Consider the following 17,129-nt stretch of genomic DNA (forward strand, 5'->3'; position numbering starts at 1 on the left):
GTGCGTCGATGTGATTCCGTACAAATGTTCGGTGGCGCACATTCCGTTTTCGAATATTGATGGCGATTTACGTGGGACACCTTAGATTCGAGGATCGAAGCAAACGCACTCGAACCTGCGAGGAGTCCCGTGATGAGCAAGAATATTGTGTTGTGTCTCGACGGTACCTGGAACGGTCCCAACTCTCAGGACCGAACGGGCGGTCTGACTCCCACCAACGTGGAGAAGTTGTTTGAAAACCTGAAGGGCTCGGCACCGCTGGGACCGAACGACAACGAACTCGAAATCGCGGCCCCCGAATCCGCAGGCGGGCCCGCGCAGGTCGCCAAATATATTCACGGCGTAGGAAACGGGGACAACCCGCTCGATAAAGTGGCAGGCGGCGCAGTCGGGCTCGGCCTCATTGCGCGCATTGTTCGCGGTTATACGTACCTGTCGCGGCAGTATCAACCGGGCGACAGGATCTATATCGTCGGATTCAGCCGCGGTGCCTACACGGCGCGCTCGCTCGCGGGATTCGTGACGAACAAGGGCTTGCTCGACTGGACCGCGATGGGACTCCTGGCGGGGTCCGAATCCAGCTATAGCGCGGGGCTTGCCGCGTGGCACGAATACAAGCAGACGATGCACGCGGGTGCAACCGGTCTCCTGCATGCGCTGGCGGATAGCGTGACTTCGTTTTCCGACTATGTCGAACTCGGGCTCCATCCGTCGCCCCCGTTGAAGTTCGTAAGCGACGTGCCTGTCGAGGCGGTTGCGGTGTGGGACACGGTCGGCGCGCTCGGCATACCGACCATTCGCAACGACGACGGCACGCCGGTGCGGCTCGATGAGTTCCAGTTCTGCAACAACGACCTGAGCGCGCACGTCAAGTACGGATTCCAGGCGCTCGCGGTGGACGAGGAGCGCGTCGACTTCACCCCGACGTTGTGGAATGCCCGTGCCAATGTCGTTCAGGTCCTGTTCCCCGGCGCGCACGCCGATGTGGGCGGGGGCTACGGTCTCGGCGAATCGGGGCTGTCGAATGGTCCGCTTGTCTGGATGACGAACCGTCTCGCGGCGGCAGGGGTCGTGTTCGAACGCCCGGCGCCGTGGCAGCCAAATGCGTGCGATATCTCGCATCGCCCATGGGCCGGCGCGCCTTTCGCGACCGGCCTGCGCAAATTTCCCGCAGCGCTCGGACTGAGCCAGCACGTAATGCAACGTCTCGCTGCGAACGCGGTGCCGGTAGAGGGCGGGGCGCCAGGTCTTTATCGGCCCGCCAATCTTTTCACGAGCTATATCAATCTCGACTGGACAGGTCCGGCAGCCAACGTTCAGATCGAGCTATAAACGCTGACGCGGCACGCGGCTCAGTGGGGGCGCTGCATGGTTCTCAACGAGCCGCCGGCATCACATGCGCTGAAACACAAGTACTTTCGCGAGCGGCGCGCGTCCGCTTTGGTCGATAAAGTTCGTAAGGGCTTCCACGCGGATATGATCGTTCGGCGCCGGGTGGATGGTGAGCGCGAGCTGTCGGACATTGTTCCTGAATTGCGCTGTGACCTCACGCACGCCCGTGCCCGGCTGCGAGTCCATGTTGCTCCCGATTCCTTGCGCTTGCACCTCGCCAAAATCGCAGTTGGTAGGGCGGCACTTGCCCCACGCATGCACGAACATCGTGGAATCCGCTATGCGAATCTGGATCTTCAGGATTCCCGCCGTCGCGGGATGGATGTTCTGCCAGCTGCCAGCGAAGTAAGTCATGTTGCTGCCGATTTCGCCACGCGTCGAAGAAACGGAAGCCGGCACTGCGGAAGCGAGCGGCGGGGTGTTTTCCGTCTGTGGGTGCGTTACGGTAGCTGCCGCCACGTCCTTCACCGGCGCTGACGGGGCCTCCGGCGCCGAAGCCACCGAAGCCACGACGGGAGGCGTTGCGGGCGCTGGCTTGTGAAAGAGACCTTGTTGGCCAAGAATCGCGATCAGACCGCCAACAGCGGTAATCGCCGTCGCGGAGGCGGTCAATAGTCCGGGCAGCGTGGTCCACCAACCTTGAGGGCTCTTTTCGTCGCTCATGTATCGCCTCCCCAGGGTTGGCCTGCCTGCCCTTAAATTAGATCAAATTTCACGAAAATCAGTGCGGGTTTTATCGCATGGAAAAGCCGCGGATAGTGTTTGCTAGCGCACAGACGCATCAAAGGAAAATCACCTTTATATCGACCTGTGCGGGGTATTTTGCGCAGCCGATCGGCGTATTTCACGCAAGCGTTCTGTTCAAAGCTGGCTCCGATACCGCTAGCGGAGGCTTGTCTTGCCATGGTCACAGCCGCAGGAACACTACCCGGACGTATCGCGCAAACGCCGAATGAGGGGCATCTCGGAGCGCTTTCGCGTGCGCTTTTATTGAGCGCGGTGCTGGCGGGCATCAACATCGCTGGTGGCATCTTTCTCTGGAAGCTGACCGGCCGGACGTTGGCGCAGATCGAAACGGCCATCACGCTCGCGGCGTTCGTGACCGTCTTGACTGGCGCACCGCAAATCGCATTCTTGTGTCTTGGTTGGTACGCGCGCTATCGCGAGTTCGAAAACAGCCTCAAAGGCAAGGCGCTGTCAGCCTATCTGCAGCGCTACTGGTCCAAGCGCCTCATTCAGGCGCTGGTAGCCGAGCGCGCGGTCCCGGACATTTCCGATGGCCTCTTCCCCAGCGACGAAAGATGGCGGGAGGCAGCGGACCAGAGGCTCGAACTGTGTGACCGGTTGTTCGCTCGCATTTATCACGAGCAATACGGCTTGCCCGCGTTCGTGCCGCCTTTCGTCATCATGCTCTGTGTGGTCTACGCCGCGGCGGCGCTTGTCGGCTGCAATTACGACTTCGGGCAGAGCGATATTGCGGCTGAAAGAACCGGTGTTTACGGCATCACGCAACAGGTGTTGGTCGCGTCCTTCGGCGGCGCACTGATGTTCGTCGTGAGCGACTCGGTGCTCAGCATTCGCCGTAGGGCGTTGAACGTCTCGGATGTGTACTGGTACGCGCTGCGCGTGTTCCTTGCGACCCCGCTTGCCATGGTGATGGGCGGAACTGACGGCGCCGGCGCGGCGCTCGTCTTCGCACTGGGCACGTTTCCCGTTGAAGCCTTGCTCAAGATCGTTCGCCGCTTCGGATTTCCTCAACTCACGCCGTTCGAGAAAGCGGAAAACCCGCCCGACAAGCTGCTTTCGCTAACCGGCGTCACCATTCCCATTGTTTCCGTATTTGAATCAGAAGGCATCAACTCCGTCGAGCAGGTCGCGTCGGCGGACCCTGTCATCCTTTCCATCCGAACTGGCTTCCCGTTCCGCTTCACGCTTCGGCTGTGTTCACAGGCGATCGTGCGCCGCCACTTCGGCGAAAGCGCGGCGTCGCTGATTCCTGTCGGACTCGTCGACGTCGTGCCGATCTGGCTACTGATGAAAGCTGAGGATGGCGAAACGTCTGCGAACATGCCGAAGATCGACGACAGCGGGAGCGTGCTCGAAGACGCCGCGAACCGGCTCCTCCCGGACGATCCGCCCCAACAGCGCATGGCCGTGGTCAAGATGAAGTTCCGGCAGATCGCCGCGGAAGAATTCACCGTCATGCTCGCAAGAATCACGCCTCTCGATCCCTCTCTCTGAGCGAGATGCAGGCGAATGGGTGCGAGGCTCGAGCATCGATTTTCGTGTCGCCAGGAATGGCAACCATGTTGAGGAGACCGTCATGATCGCGGGCCCGTTGAAGCAGGGAGACAACGACGATGATGTGAGGACGTTACAGCAAACCCTGGCGACACACGGGTTCAGTCCAGGCGCTATCGATGGCATGTTCGGACAGGGAACGGTAGCAGCGGTCATGGCGTTCCAGAAGAGCGAGGGCCTGCTGCCCGACGGCATAGCCGGTCCGCGCACGCTCTCGGCGCTCGGTCTGGCCGATTCGACTACGCTGCCGAGCGCCATTCCTGCCGTGAGCGTCCAGATCGTCAGCCAGATTTTCCCCGTTACGCCGATAGGCAACATCAAGTCGAACTTGCCCTCGGTGCTCTCAGCGCTGGTGCAGTCGCGCATATCCGACAAGCCTATGGTCTTGATGGCGCTCGCGACAGTGCGCGCCGAAGTGGAGTGCTTCGAGCCGATTGCCGAGGGGGAGTCGAGATTCAATACTTCACCGTCCGGACATGCCTTCGACCTCTACGACAATCGCAAAGACCTCGGAAACCGCGGTGCGCCGGATGGCGCCGCCTTCAAGGGCCGTGGATACGTTCAGCTGACGGGGCGGCTCAACTACCAGACCTACGGTCCGAAACTCTCCACGCCCGTTGACCTCGTGAGCGATCCCGATCGCGCTTCCGATCCCACCGTCGCCGCGGAGCTGCTCGCACTGTTCCTTGCAGACCGCGAACTAGCGATCAAGAAAGCCTTGCTGGCTGGCAACATGGCGATGGCACGGCAACTGGTCAACGGCGGCACGAATGGGCTGGACCGGTTCGAAGATGCCTTTGAGCGCGGTTCCTCGCTGATCCCGGATCTGGCGGCCGACTGATCTGGAGCGGCGTGGCGAGGCCGCGCTGTTCCGAGGGCGGCGGCCAATTGCCTGAAAGCGATATTCAGGGTATGCATATCAGTTCATTCAATGACGGATGCCGCCGTCAGAATTTGCACCTGCTCACAATGAGCGGCTATCGTGTTCGGATCAACCGGTCGATTTCCTCGCGCACAGGCGCCGTCGCAGGACCGAAACGCGTAACTGCAAGCGCTGCAGCAGCATTGGCGCGTCGCGCTGCCTCCAGGGGAGCGCGACCTTCTGCTAGCGACGCGAGCAGAACACCCGTGTGCGCATCGCCTGCGCCATTGCTGTCGACGGGCGTGACTGCGAAGCCGCCGACGCGATGCACCGCGCCTTCCATCCACACGAGACAGCCGCGCTCACCGTCGCGCACGATCGTCAGGGCGCCGGCCGGCATTTGCGCGGCGATTTCGGCGATGGCATCGCTCGCCGTCGCACGTCCTGAATGACGCAGCGCTTCGCCGCAATTGGCGGTCCAGATATGCGTACGTCGCATTACGCGCGCGAGCAGTGCCGCATCGATCGTCCCGACCAGCGGGCCTGGATCGAACGCCACGCACACATCGCCAGGCAGGGTCTCGAGCCAGTCGGCGAGGGTCGCGCACTTGCCCGGCACGCACAGGCTGTAGCCGCTGACATAAACGATGTCGCGCGAGGTCGCCGCGAGTGCGTCGAGCACGCCGCGATCGAGTTCGGCCTCCGCGCCGAGATGCGACACGAAGGTGCGCTCCGCGCCCGCATCGATGATCGCGACGCAAATCCCGGTGTCGCGGCCCGTTGTGCGCGCAGCCGCGATCTCGACGCGCTCGGCCAAAAGCGCTTCGCGCGCCAGTTCGCCGAAGCGGCCGTCGCCGTGGCCGCCCGCATAGACGACATCCATGCCGCTGCGTCTTGCGGCAGCCATCACGTTGAAGCCGCCGCCCACTTCGAAACTCGCATCCGATGCGAGCACGTCGCCGCCGTGCGGCGGAAGCGCGCCCACGCGCATGACCAGATCGACGATGACCTGTCCCGTGTGAATCAAACGGGGAACTGCCAGCTTCATGTCGTGCTCTCCTGCAAACATTGGGTGCGGCGCGCGCCGCCCAGCATCGCGTAAAGGCCGCCCGCGACCGTGAACGTCACGACCCAGCCAAGGCCGTTGTGTCCGAGCCAGCTATCGGCGAACGGCCCCCGAAAACCATGCTCGCCGATCGAAAGGAAGCAGAAGCCCAGCACGATCGCGATCGCCCACGCGCCGAGTGCGCGCCACTCGATGCCGTTGCGATACCAGTAGGCGCTGCGCGGGCTTACGTCGAGCAGCGCTTCGGCGCGATAGTGATCGCGGCCTGCGAGATCGACGATGAAGATGCCGACCCACGCCGTGATCGGCACCGCGAGCAGCGAGATGAAGCCGATAAACGGCCCGTAGAAGCTACCCTCGATCAGCATGAAGTAGACGGAGCCGCTCGTGATCGCCACGATGTCGACCACCACTGCCTGTACGCGCTTGACCTTCAGGCCGAGCGTGAGCGTCGTGAGGCCCGCCGAATAGACCGACAGATAGTTCGACAGCAGCAGCCCGCCGAACGCAGCGATCAGATACGGGATCGCCATCCAGTGCGGCAGCAACTCGCGGATCGCGGCGATCGGGTCGGTCGCCGAAGCGAGCGTGTCGTTGCCGACCGAAAGCAGTGCGCCGAGCGTGACGAGCAGCACCAGCGGAATGCCCGCGCCGAACGCCGCCGATGCCACCAGCGCGCCGGCCTTCACGTCGCGCGCCTGATAGCGCGACATGTCCGCGCCGGCGTTGGCCCAGCCGATGCCGGTGCCCGCCGCGATCGTGCCGATGCCGATGACGACAGCGCTTGCGGGCGCCGGCGCGGCGGCGAACACCGCATGCCAGTCGATCGAACCGGCGAGGAACGCCCCGACCACCAGATTGAGCGCGCCGAACACCCACGTCGACCATTTCTGGATCACGAGCAGCGTCGCGTGGCCGAGGCCGGACACCACGAGCGTGGCCGCGACGAAAACCGCGATGAAGCCGAGCGTGAGCGCAGGCGAGGCCTTCGCGTCGGCGGACGTGCCGAACACGATCGAGCACAGCGAGAGCAGTACGAACGCGCCCGTGGTTGTGTTGACGGTTTCCCAGCCCAGGCGCGACAGCAGCGAGACGATGGTCGGGCCGATATTGCCGCGCACGCCGAAAATGGCCCGCGAGAGTGTCAGGCTCGGCGCGTGGCCGCGCCGCCCGGCGATCGAAATCACGCCGACGATGGCGAACGAGCCCGCCGCGCCAATCACGGCGACCAGCATCGCCTGCCAGAACGCGAGATGCTGGAAGGCGACCAGCGTGGCGCCGAGCGGCAGCCCGAGAATGCTGATATTGGCGGCGAACCAGACCCAGAAGAGTTGCAGCGGATGGCCGCGGCATTCGTCCTCGGGCACGGGTTCGATGCCGCGCGCCTCGATTTTGCCTGCGTTGGCGGAATTGCTTGACGAAGCCATCGGTGAGTCTCCTGGGTCGTAGGGTTGCAGCGCCTTAGCCGCGCGGGCCGCGCAGATCGAGCAACTGCCGGATGAGGGGATCGAGATCGAGCGCGTTGACTCGGCGTACGGTCTCCACGGGTTCGCGCGGCAGCGCGTCGTAGCCGGCACAGGCGCCGAGCATGGCGCCGAGCATGGCCGCGATAGTGTCGGTGTCGCCGCCGAGGCTGGCCGCGGTCGCGAGCGAGCTTTCGATGGGGGTGCCGCGGTGCGCGGCGTCGTGGGCGAGGGCGAACGCCGCGACCACCGATTCCTGCGAGGCGACTGAGGTGCCGACCACGTCGTAGAGCAGGTCGGCGAGCGTGTCGCCGACCATCTGCGCGGTGAGTTCGGCGACCCAGCGGATGCGCGCGCCGATGCGCGCGCCGGCGACCCAGAAGCCGCGCTGTTCGCCGCGCTGCGCGAAGTCGGCGCCGATAGCCAGCGCTTCGGGCAACGTGGCGCCTGCGATGCCTGCGGATACGGCTGCCGCAACGGCGGCCGCGCTCGCGATGCCGAGCGTGGTGTTGTGCGTGACGATGCATGAGCCGACCACGGCGTCGACGAAGGCGTCCGGGCTGGCGAGCGAGGCCGCGATGCCCACCGGCGTCACGCGCATCGCGGCGCCGTTGGTCGTGCCGAAGCGGCCCGCGACCAGGACGTTCTCGCCGTCGACGATCGCCTGGGTGGCGCGGCGCGTAGACGGGCCGAGCAGGTCGAGCGAGCCTTTCGCCTTCATCGCCGCCTCCCATGCGATCAGCCGCCGCGCGAACTCGAGCGGCTCGATCGTGCCGTCGCCGTCGACGAGCAACTGTGCGACCAGCACGGCCTGCTCGGTGTCGTCGGTGATCGAGCCGGCGGGCATGCTGGGGGCGATCGGTTGGTCGGCGTCAGCGTCGAGCAGCGCCGCGACGCGACCGTAGCGCGTGTGAATCTGCTCGCGGCTTAGCGACTGGGTGGGCATGCCGAAGGCGTCGCCGAGCGCGAGGCCGTAGAACGCGCCGCGTGCGCGGTCGAAGCGGGCGTCTGCGGAGGCAGCAGAAGAGGGGGAGCGGGACATCGACATCAGAATTCCAGGTGCAGGGCGAAGTGAGCCGGGTCGAGCAGGCTGACCACGTACTCCATGATGCGGTTGTCGCGATCGCGGGTCAGACGCCGCGAGCGCAGGAACGAGGTGCCGGCGCGGCGCTTGAGCAGTTTGGCGTCGCCGGCTTCGAGCCCGACCACCTCGGCCCATTGCTCGCCGTGATCGGCCACCATGCCGTGGGCCGCGAGCGTGCGGTACAGCGAGCCACCCACCAGACCTTCGAGCGGCAGCGCCGCGAGTTCGTCGGAGAACGGCAGGCGGCTGCGTTCGAGCGAAATGAAGGTGGAGGGGTCACCGATCAGGCGCATCCGGTCGATGGCGACGAAGCGCGAACTACGCAGGCGCAGCTCCTTGGCGAGCGCCTCGTCTTCGACGATGGCGATCTGCAGCAGCTTCGTCTGCACGCTGCCGCCGGCCTGTTCGATCGCGGTGGTCCAGCCGAGCGAGCCGTCGATCGCCTGGCCGTTGAACGTCACGAACGAGCCGACGCCACCCTTGCGGGTGATCAGGCCGTTGGTCGTCAGCAGGTCGAGCCCCTTGCGCACCGTGTTGCGGCTCACCGCGAAGCGCTCCACCAGTTCGCTCTCGCTTTCGAGCTGCTGACCGTAGGGCAGCCGCCCGGTCAGGATGTCGCGCTCGAGCGCCGCCGCGACCATGTGCGCTTTCGAGCGCCCGACATCGGACGCCTTGGCCGATTTTCGAACCATCTTCAGTCTCCCGTGAGCAGTCGGTGCAAGTGCGCGCCGGCGGGAGCCGGTGCGCTCATCGCGCCTTGTAAAAGGCACAAGTATGCACATGTTTTCTGACGGGTGGCATCGGGTGGGGAATCGGCTTGCGCGCAGCATGATCGGCCTGGCGGTTCGAATCAGAAGCGATGGACGAAGCCAAGCTGGACACCGCGCGCGTCCGCGCCCGCGTAGGCGAGCGGCAGGCCCGCGTTGGCGGAGCCCGCGAGGCGATATGAGGCTTCGCCGCGGTTCTGCAGAAACGACACTGCGCCGTACAGCGAGGTGCGCTTCGAAAGCGTATAGGTGTAGAGCGCGGCGATCTGCCGGGCGTTGTCGCCCTGGCCGGTTTCGTCGTGCAGCAGCGTGCCGCCGAGCGCGATCGCCTGAGCGGGCGTGAGCTGATACAGCGCGGAAATGCCGTAGATATTCACGTCGAGCGCAAGATCGTCCCACTTCGCGCCGCTCCAGCCCAGATAAACGGTGGTTTTGCCGATCTGGTACGACGTGCCGACTTCCGCCGTGTGGTCGAGCGTGCTGTTGTCGGGGCTGCGCACGCCCTGGATGGCGGCGACTGCCGAGAACGGCCCGTTCGCGTAGGTAACGTCCGCCTGATAGCTCGCGCCCGCGGAGCGCAGGCCCCCGGCGTCGCCGAAGCCGACATAGACACTGAACTGCAGGCCCGACATCGTCGGCGAGGTGTACGACACGGTGTTACTGGTGCGCACCGCGTAGGTCATCATGTTGCTGAAGCCCGAGGCCTGGGTCGACGCGCCGAACGCATCGAGGCCGCCCTGATCGTTGAAGATCGGCGAATTCTGGCGGCCGAGTCGCACCTCACCCCAGTTGCCGCCGATGCCGACCCACGCCTGGCGGTTGAACATCGAGCCGGGCGAGGCGAACGTGCCATCGTTCGGATTGAAGCCGTTTTGCAGGTCGAAGCCCACGTAGTTGCCGCCGCCGATGTCTTCGTGCCCGCGCAGGCCGATGCGGCTCGCCCACTGTCCCGACGAGCCGACCGCGGCGGTGTAGCCGTTACCGGTGTTCACGTACTGAACGAACTCGTCGACGATGCCGTACAGCGTCACGCCCGAGTCGGCGCGTGCAACGGGCGGCAGCGCGCAGACAGCGAGAACGCAAGCGTGACGAAGTGGACGGGTGGACATTGGAGATCCTTGTGACCGGTTGAGTGGGGCCGTTTCATTGGCCAGCCTGTTCTCTAAAAAAGTACATGTAGGAACAAGTTCAAAGTTAAGGTTCCAATTAGCACAAGTCAAGCGACTCAATATCAGGGAAAACCTTGGGTTGTGGTGTGTGGCACGGTGCCGCTACGGACGCGTCGTGATGCGCTGCGTTGGGCGTGCCGGAGATGCGGATGTCGTGGGGGACGAGACGAGCGAAGCGTGTGTTCAGGCGAACGGAGCGCGTCGCGCGATAGTGGGGCAGAAAGGGACGCGTGGGGCAGCGGGAAGGTCTGTGCGCCCTTGGGGCAGGGGTACTGTCGAAGGCTGCCGCGCCCGAAGCGAGCACGGTGAACCTCCGAAATGGTGCGGGAAAACTATGGGGAAGGCACCTGGCGAGTGCCTTTCCCGCGGGCCGCGATAATCAGCGGTTAACCACCTTCTTCGGATACGACAGCGCCAGCGCGCTTCCGATCACCATGCACACCGCAAAGCCATAAAGTCCCGCGCTTTGCGAGTGGAACGTGTCGCGCAGCCAGCCTATGAAATACGTGCTGCCGAAGCCGCCGAGATTCGCAATCGAACAAGCGAACGCGATGCCGCCCGCCGCCGCGGAGCCCTTGAGGAAGGTCGAAGGCAGCGACCACACCACGGGCATAGCCGCTGCCGCCCCTGCATTGACGAGCGAAAACAGGATCACTGTGGAGAGCGTGCCGTGGGTGCCGCTGGCGGCCACGACGAGCGCCACCGTGGCGACGAGGAACGGCACGACGATATGCCAGCGGCGCTCGCGCTGGCGATCCGAGCTCGCTCCGCACCAGAGCGTGCCGATCACGGCGACCGCGTTGGGCACGGCCATCAGCCAGCCGATCGTGTAGGCATCCTTGACGCCGGTATCGCGCAGAATCGACGGCAGCCAGAAGCTCACGGCGTAGAGGCCGAGCAACACGCACAGATCGATCAGGCCGAGCGCCCACACCTTCGGATCGACGAACGCTTTGCCGAGCGCGTGGCTCTTGTTGCCGGCCGGGTCGGCGTCGAGATTGGCGCGCAACGTCTTTTTCTCGTGTGCGTCGAGCCACGGCGCCGACTCGATACTGTCAGGCAGCCAGAGCAGGATCGCGAAGCCGAGCAGGATCGACGGCAGCGCTTCGATCAGGAACAGCCATTGCCAGCCGCCGAGGCCGTGCGCGCCGTCGAAGAAGCGCATGATCCAGCCGGAGATCGGACTGCCGATCATGCTGGAGAGCGGCAGCCCGACCATGAAGAGCGCGACGATGCGTGCGCGTCGGGCGTCGGGATACCACTGCGTGAGATAGAGCAGCACGCCCGGCAGGAATCCGGCCTCGGCCACCCCCAGCAGGAAGCGCACGATGTAGAACTGCATCGGCGTGGTCACGAACAGGGTCGCGCCCGAGAGGATGCCCCACGTGATCATGATGCGCGCGATCCACAGTTTCGCGCCTACGCGCTGCAGGATCAGATTGCTTGGCACTTCGAACAGAATGTAGCCGGCGAAGAACAGGCCTGCGCCCAGACCGTAGATGGTGTCGCTGAACTTGAGCGCGTCGAGCATCTGCAGCTTCGCGAGGCCGATGTTGATTCGGTCCAGATACGCTGCGAAATAACACAGACAAAAGATGGTGATCAGGCGGAACGTGACCTTGCGGTATAGCTCGCCGTGTTGCGCGCCGGCAGGGGAGAGGGTGGCGCTGCCGGATTGCACGGTTGACATAGATGGGCTCCCAGTTGGGACAAGTCGGATTGAGGTTGGCCGTCCGATGCGTGCACACATCGAGCGCTCACAAGTGCATGTATAGCACGTCAAAATACAAGCGTATACGCTATAAAAATACCTGGACGAAGAAAGCATTCCGGTTTTCGTACGCGTGCACTTAAAAGCGCGATAGTGCCGATAATTCAGGTGTATTTTTCGTACTGGTTGCCTGTTTGGAGTGCCGTGAAATGGTGCTGTCAAGCACGGTATTTGTGCGTGTGCGCTCAAATATGCAGTGTTGTCGCTGGATCGCTTGTGCGGTGCTTCTTGCGCGGGCGTTGGGTGCTGTCGAGGGCTCTGCGTGCGAAGGGGCGTGCGCGGCACGCTTCGGCTGGGCGAACGCAGAACGTATCAGGCCCTCAATCTAGCGCTGCGAGATTGTTTCGATGCGTTTGTACGTGAAGTCGTCTCCAGAGCGTGCGTGCTGACTTCGAGCAAGTCTTCTCGTCGCTCACATGCTGTCGGACTATCTCGACGGTGTACACTATATTTTTCTTCATCGAGGCCCGTCAGGGCTGCACGTTCATGCCGTCGCACAAGGACTCTTACGACTTCCACGATCAGGTGGGCCATCTGCTGCGCCGCGCCTATCAGCGTCACGTCTCCATCTTTCAGGAGGCGATTCCCGACTCCGACCTCACCGCCGCCCAGTTCGTCACGCTCTGCGCCGTGAAGGAGACCCACGGCTGCTCGCTCAACGACATCGTCAAGGCCACGGCCATCGACCAGGCCACGATCCGCGGCGTGGTCGAGCGGCTGAAAACACGCGCGCTCATCGAAGTCTTGCCCGACCCCGTCGACGGCCGCAAACTGCTCGTGCGCACCACACCCGCCGGCATCGCGCTGGTCGAGCGCACGGTGCCGTTCGCGAAGCAGGTCACCGAGCGTACCTACGGCACGCTCAACGCGGGCGAGCGCGTGGGACTGCTGTTCCTGCTGCGCAAGATGATGGAATCGGGCAACGAGTGAGTGCCACCGGGTGTCGTTCTTGCTGTTCTCGCTGCTGTCGTTGAATCTTCGGTAGAAAAAAAACAGCAAAAATGCCGCTCAGGCAGGCGTCGCGTGCTTCGCTTCCAGCACCACGCCGGCCTCAATCAGCCCCGCGCGGATCGTGTCCGGCGTGAAGGGCGGGGCGCAGAAACGCACGCCCGTCGCGTCGTAAATCGCATTTGCCAGCGCAGCCGGCCCCGGCACCGAGGCCGATTCGCCCGCGCCCAATGGCGGCTCGCCCTGGCGCGGCATCAGTACCACGTCCACGGCGGGCAATTCGGGGAAGGTCAGAATCGGATAGCTGCCCCATTCGCGGCTCGCCACCTTGCCGTCGGCGAAGCGCACGCGCTCTTTCAGCGAGCGGCTCAGCACCTGGATCACGTTGCCGTGGATCTGATGGCGCACGCCATCTGGATTGATCATCGTGCCTGTGTCCTGGCCCACCGTGATGCGCTCCACGCGTACCTCGCCCGTCACCCGGTCGACCACTACGTCGGCAACCCATGCGGACCACGCCGCGCCGAAGCCCGGAAAGCGGCTGTGCACGTAGCGCGCGTACGCGATGCCGCGGCCGCGCGCGTAGCGTTCGCCGCCGCGCAACGGTGCGCTGCGCGGTGCGCGGGCTTTCCAGCCTGCGCGTTGCGCCACCGCTTCGAGCAGTTCTGCGGCGCGCGTGTCGTCGAGATGGCGCAGGCGGAATTCGAGCGCATCGACGCCGCTCGCTGCCGCGAGCTCGTCGGCGAACGAATCGTGTGCAAACGAGTTGGGCAGCGCCGAGACGCCGCGCAACCACGACGCGCGCACGAGCGGCGCGAGATCCTCGCAAACGAAGCGTCGGTTCGCGCTCAGGTACGGCGAGACCGCCGTGCGGTCGCCCATTTCGAAGACGCGCGGCTCGCTCGCGACGGCGCCCGTGAGCAGGGACGCGAGCAACGGCGCATCGTTGGACGGATAGCGCGCGACGAAGTCATAGCCCGTCATGCGGCCATCGCGCGTCACGGTGCCGGTCACGTCCACCACCTGGCCCGTGCCTTTCGGCTCCCATGCGTGCTCGTCGCCGCGCGTGAGCTGCACGCGCACGGGCGCACTCACGGCGCGCGAAAGCAGGAGCGCGTCGCCGCAGACATCGTCGGCGCAATTGCGGCCGTAGCAGCCAGCCGCCTCCATACGCACGATGTCGATGTCGGCTTCGTCGCGGCCGATGAGCGTCGCGAGATCGTAGCGCAGCGAGACCGGATTCTGCGTGCCCGCCCAGACAGTGATGCGGCCCACGCCCGGTTCGCGATAGTCGGCGAGCGCGCACGATGGTCCGATCGAGCCGTGCATCTGGTACGGCCACACGTAGGTGCGCGAGATCGTCTGCGTGTCCGGCGCTTCGCGCGCGGCCTGCACGTCGCCTTCTTCGAGCAGCGGGCGGCGCTGCGCGGGCGCGGCCTTGATGGCAGCGCCGGGGTCGTCGAGCGAAGGCAGCACGGGCAGCGGCCTCCACTTCACGCGCAACTCGCGCGCCGCGCGCATCGCCTGTTCTTCGCGCTCGCACACCACGCCGATGAAGTCGCCGAGCGCCACCACAGCGCGCAAGCCCGGCACGTGCGCGACGGATTCGCGATCGACTTCGTCGAGCAGACGGCCAACGAACGCGCCGCTGTCGATGCCCGTGTAGGGCGGCCGCACCACGCGCGCGTGCAGCATGCCCGGCACGCGCATGTCGTGGACGAAGGTGAGCTGGCCGGTTGCCTTCGCAGGAATGTCGACGCGGGGCGACGACTTGCCGATCACACGATACGCCGACGGATCTTTCACCGGCGTCTTGAGGTCGAGATCGAGCGCGATACGCCGGCCCGCGACCAGTTCCGCGAAGCTCACGCGGCGCGTGTCGCCCGAGGTTTGCGCATCGGCGAAAAACACTTCGGCGTTGTCGGTCGCGAGCGCCTGCGCCTCCGCGCCGAAGCGCTCGGCGGCGAGTTGCAGCAGCGCAAGCCGCGCCTGGGCCGCTGCGCAGCGCAGCGGCGTCGCGGAAATCTGGATCGAGGCGCTCGCGATCGTCGGACCCTGATTCGGCGTGGCGGCCGTGTGGCCCAGCTGCATCGCCACGCGCGCGGCCGGCACGTCGAGTTCTTCGGCGACGATCTGCGCAAGCGAGGTGCGAATGCCCGTGCCCAGATCGACGTGCCCGTTGAACGCGAGCAGGCGGCCGTCGTCGAGCACGGCGACAAACACTTCGGCTACCGCGGGGACGAACGACGAGAGGCTGCCCGGCTGGCCGGGTGCGGGCTTGACTGGCGGGGCGGGCTGGCGCACGACGGTGAGGCAGCCCTCGCGCACGAGCAGTTCGGAACGGTTCACGGCAGAGAATTCCTGTGGGGCGGGGCGGGCGCCGTCCCGATCGGCTGCAGATAGTTGGCCACGTGCGTGCCCTGCGTGAAGGCTCGCGTGAACCCAGGCGTGCCTTCACGCAGGGCACGTGCGGCCACGCGTGACGTTAGGCGGCCAAAAAGATCGCGTCAAATGCCGGCGCAGGCGTAGCGGCCATCGCTACCCGCGCCGGCACTGTGCACATATCGCGCGCATTCAGCGCCGCGCCGCTTCGATTTCGGCGACGGCCTGCGCCAGCGGCATCACGGCCGCGTACTTCTGCTGCATGTCGAAGAGATTCGCGTTGTGGGGCTCGATCGCGCGGTCGCCGACGCAGTCGGACAGCACGAGCGGGCGGAAGCCATGCGACATCGCATCGACGACGCTCGCGCGTACGCAGCCGCTCGTCACCGCGCCGGCCACCAGCAGCGTCTGCACGGCGCGCTGCGAGAGCCAGGGCGCGAGCTGCGTGCCGAAGAAAGCCGAAGGCACCGTCTTGCGCACCACGAGTTCGCCCTTCGCGGGCGTGAGTTCCGGCACGATCGCGCTGTTCGGATGGTCCTCGGTGAGCGTGGCCATGCCGGGCACTTTCAGCGAGAACACGTTGTCGTCGCTGCCGTCCGCCGCGTAGACGATGCGGCTGTGCGCAACCGGCCAGCGATGCTGGCGCGCGAGCGCGAGCGCTTCCTGCGTGCGCGCGATGGCGGGCAGGATGTTGCCGCCGCCGAACGTGGCCGGATCGGCGAACCCGACCACGAAGTCGACGATGAGCAGGCCGATGTTGCCGAGCACGGGCAGCGGCGTGCCGAAGCCCTGCTGCCGATAAACCGCCGCTTCGGCGTGTTGCGAAAGATCGTTCATGTTGAAAATCCTGCGTAAATGAAGGGCGATCCTGCGATCAGGCGACCACACGGCCGTCTCGCACGACGGTCTCATCGTCGAGCTTGACCGTGCAGCCGCGCAGCGGAATGTCGATATGGCACGTCGTAGTGCGGCTGCCGCCGCCCTCGTTGTTCGGTCCGAGCGAGAACAGGAAGTTGCCTTCGAAGGCGCGCGCGTCCATGCCGATGGTGGCCTCGCGGTCGTAGAGACCGAGCGTCGACCAGCGCGCGCGCGGCTGCAGGCCCCAGCCGATGTGCGAGATCGCATAGCCCTCCGGATCGCGGAACGTTTCCATGTAATCGCGCAGCAGCGCGGCGTCCACGCCGCCTTCGATCTTCGTGGCGTAGCCACCTTCCACGGTCAGCACGATCGGCTCGTTCACGTAGCGTTTTTGCGGCAGCAGGATGTCGCCGCGATCGATCACGATGGTGCCGTGCGCGGTACGGTCGTCGGGGAAGGTCAGCGCGAAACCGCTGGGCCAGTGATCCCAGCGGCCCGGCTCGTCGACGAAACCGTATTCCGCGGTCGGGCCGAATTCGCCGAGCGGGCACACGAGCGCCGTGCCCGCGGGCGAGGAGACGCGCATCTCGCGAGCCGCGCCGATCTTCTTCGTGGCGGCGAGCACGCGCGTGCGGTCTTCGAGCGTCGGCACCAGGCGCGCGAGCACTTCGGGCGGCTCGACGGCCAGCAAGATCTTCGTGCCCGACTTGAGGATGTCGTGCTGCTCGGGCGAGAACAGTAACGTCATGAGATCGAGCACCAGATCGCTGGCCTTGAGCGCAGCAATGGCCGCGCGATTGCCTGTGAGCGGCGTGGTGCCGAGATAGGCGAGCGAGTCGCGGCTGAAGGCCTTGTCGCCGTTCACAGGCGGCAGATCGAGCCGATTGACGATCGCGCCCATCGACTGCGTCGCGATCAGCGCGCACGCGAGCGTTTGCGGATGCGTGGCGGCGCTGGTCAGGACCGTGACGGTCTGGCCGGCTTCGAGGCGCGAGAGCGTGAGCACTTCCTTCCACGCTTCGATTAGTTGATGGTCGCTGATGGGCATCGGGTGTTCTCCGGTTGG

General features: G+C 65.2%; 14 protein-coding genes. 4 read left to right on the forward strand and 10 right to left on the reverse strand.

Features of this window, described 5'->3' with window-relative positions; all coding sequences use genetic code 11:
• Window positions 1–132: 132 nt before the first annotated feature.
• Window positions 133–1,332 (forward strand): DUF2235 domain-containing protein, encoded by a 1,200-nt coding sequence (locus C7411_RS21390; RefSeq protein WP_110386054.1) that lies wholly within the window; start codon window positions 133–135, stop codon window positions 1,330–1,332.
• Between the two features lie 60 nt (window positions 1,333–1,392).
• Here C7411_RS21390 and C7411_RS21395 read toward each other — a convergent pair whose 3' ends face one another.
• Complete coding sequence (locus tag C7411_RS21395; protein ID WP_110386055.1) at window positions 1,393–2,055, reverse strand: hypothetical protein; 663 nt, start codon at window positions 2,053–2,055, stop codon at window positions 1,393–1,395.
• A 336-nt stretch (window positions 2,056–2,391) separates the two neighbouring features.
• Here C7411_RS21395 and C7411_RS21400 point away from each other — a divergent pair, with 336 nt between their 5' ends.
• Together C7411_RS21400 and C7411_RS21405 are read left to right on the forward strand one after the other, a co-directional pair.
• Window positions 2,392–3,633 carry a hypothetical protein gene (locus tag C7411_RS21400; RefSeq protein ID WP_243413277.1) on the forward strand — a complete coding sequence of 414 codons (1,242 nt, stop codon included), beginning with the start codon at window positions 2,392–2,394 and terminating at the stop codon, window positions 3,631–3,633.
• An 82-nt stretch (window positions 3,634–3,715) separates the two neighbouring features.
• Window positions 3,716–4,534: a peptidoglycan-binding protein gene (locus C7411_RS21405; RefSeq protein ID WP_110386057.1), complete on the forward strand. Its 819-nt coding sequence runs from the start codon at window positions 3,716–3,718 to the stop codon at window positions 4,532–4,534.
• A gap of 136 nt (window positions 4,535–4,670) precedes the next feature.
• Here the strand turns inward: C7411_RS21405 and C7411_RS21410 are convergent, their stop codons facing one another.
• The 6 genes from C7411_RS21410 to C7411_RS21435 form a co-directional block, all read right to left on the reverse strand.
• The gene (locus C7411_RS21410) at window positions 4,671–5,603 is read right to left on the reverse strand and encodes a PfkB family carbohydrate kinase (protein WP_110386058.1); all 933 of its coding nucleotides are present in this window, start codon (window positions 5,601–5,603) and stop codon (window positions 4,671–4,673) included.
• Window positions 5,600–7,048, reverse strand: a complete 1,449-nt coding sequence (locus tag C7411_RS21415) for a purine-cytosine permease family protein (RefSeq protein ID WP_110386059.1) — start codon at window positions 7,046–7,048, stop codon at window positions 5,600–5,602. The genes C7411_RS21410 and C7411_RS21415 overlap by 4 nt, the downstream gene beginning before the upstream one ends.
• A gap of 34 nt (window positions 7,049–7,082) precedes the next feature.
• Window positions 7,083–8,126: an ADP-ribosylglycohydrolase family protein gene (locus C7411_RS21420; RefSeq protein WP_243413269.1), complete on the reverse strand. Its 1,044-nt coding sequence runs from the start codon at window positions 8,124–8,126 to the stop codon at window positions 7,083–7,085.
• Window positions 8,127–8,131: 5 nt separating this feature from the next.
• Window positions 8,132–8,860: a GntR family transcriptional regulator gene (locus C7411_RS21425; protein WP_110386061.1), complete on the reverse strand. Its 729-nt coding sequence runs from the start codon at window positions 8,858–8,860 to the stop codon at window positions 8,132–8,134.
• Between the two features lie 158 nt (window positions 8,861–9,018).
• On the reverse strand, window positions 9,019–10,044 hold the full coding sequence (locus C7411_RS21430; protein WP_110386062.1) for a porin: 1,026 nt from the start codon (window positions 10,042–10,044) through the stop codon (window positions 9,019–9,021).
• 439 nt (window positions 10,045–10,483) lie between these two features.
• On the reverse strand, window positions 10,484–11,794 hold the full coding sequence (locus C7411_RS21435) for an MFS transporter (protein ID WP_110386063.1): 1,311 nt from the start codon (window positions 11,792–11,794) through the stop codon (window positions 10,484–10,486).
• 567 nt (window positions 11,795–12,361) lie between these two features.
• On the opposite strand from C7411_RS21435, the gene C7411_RS21440 reads away from it, so the two are divergent.
• The gene (locus tag C7411_RS21440; protein ID WP_110386064.1) at window positions 12,362–12,805 is read left to right on the forward strand and encodes a MarR family winged helix-turn-helix transcriptional regulator; all 444 of its coding nucleotides are present in this window, start codon (window positions 12,362–12,364) and stop codon (window positions 12,803–12,805) included.
• A 78-nt stretch (window positions 12,806–12,883) separates the two neighbouring features.
• Here C7411_RS21440 and C7411_RS21445 read toward each other — a convergent pair whose 3' ends face one another.
• The 3 genes from C7411_RS21445 to C7411_RS21455 form a co-directional block, all read right to left on the reverse strand.
• Entirely contained in the window at window positions 12,884–15,172 is a 2,289-nt protein-coding gene (locus C7411_RS21445) for a xanthine dehydrogenase family protein molybdopterin-binding subunit (RefSeq protein WP_110386065.1), read from the reverse strand.
• A gap of 225 nt (window positions 15,173–15,397) precedes the next feature.
• Window positions 15,398–16,042: an isochorismatase family protein gene (locus tag C7411_RS21450; protein ID WP_110386066.1), complete on the reverse strand. Its 645-nt coding sequence runs from the start codon at window positions 16,040–16,042 to the stop codon at window positions 15,398–15,400.
• A gap of 37 nt (window positions 16,043–16,079) precedes the next feature.
• Complete coding sequence (locus tag C7411_RS21455; protein ID WP_110386067.1) at window positions 16,080–17,111, reverse strand: 2,5-dihydroxypyridine 5,6-dioxygenase NicX family protein; 1,032 nt, start codon at window positions 17,109–17,111, stop codon at window positions 16,080–16,082.
• Window positions 17,112–17,129: the final 18 nt, after the last annotated feature.

Source organism: Paraburkholderia silvatlantica (genome assembly GCF_003096715.1).
Taxonomy (GTDB): Bacteria; Pseudomonadota; Gammaproteobacteria; order Burkholderiales; family Burkholderiaceae; genus Paraburkholderia; species Paraburkholderia silvatlantica.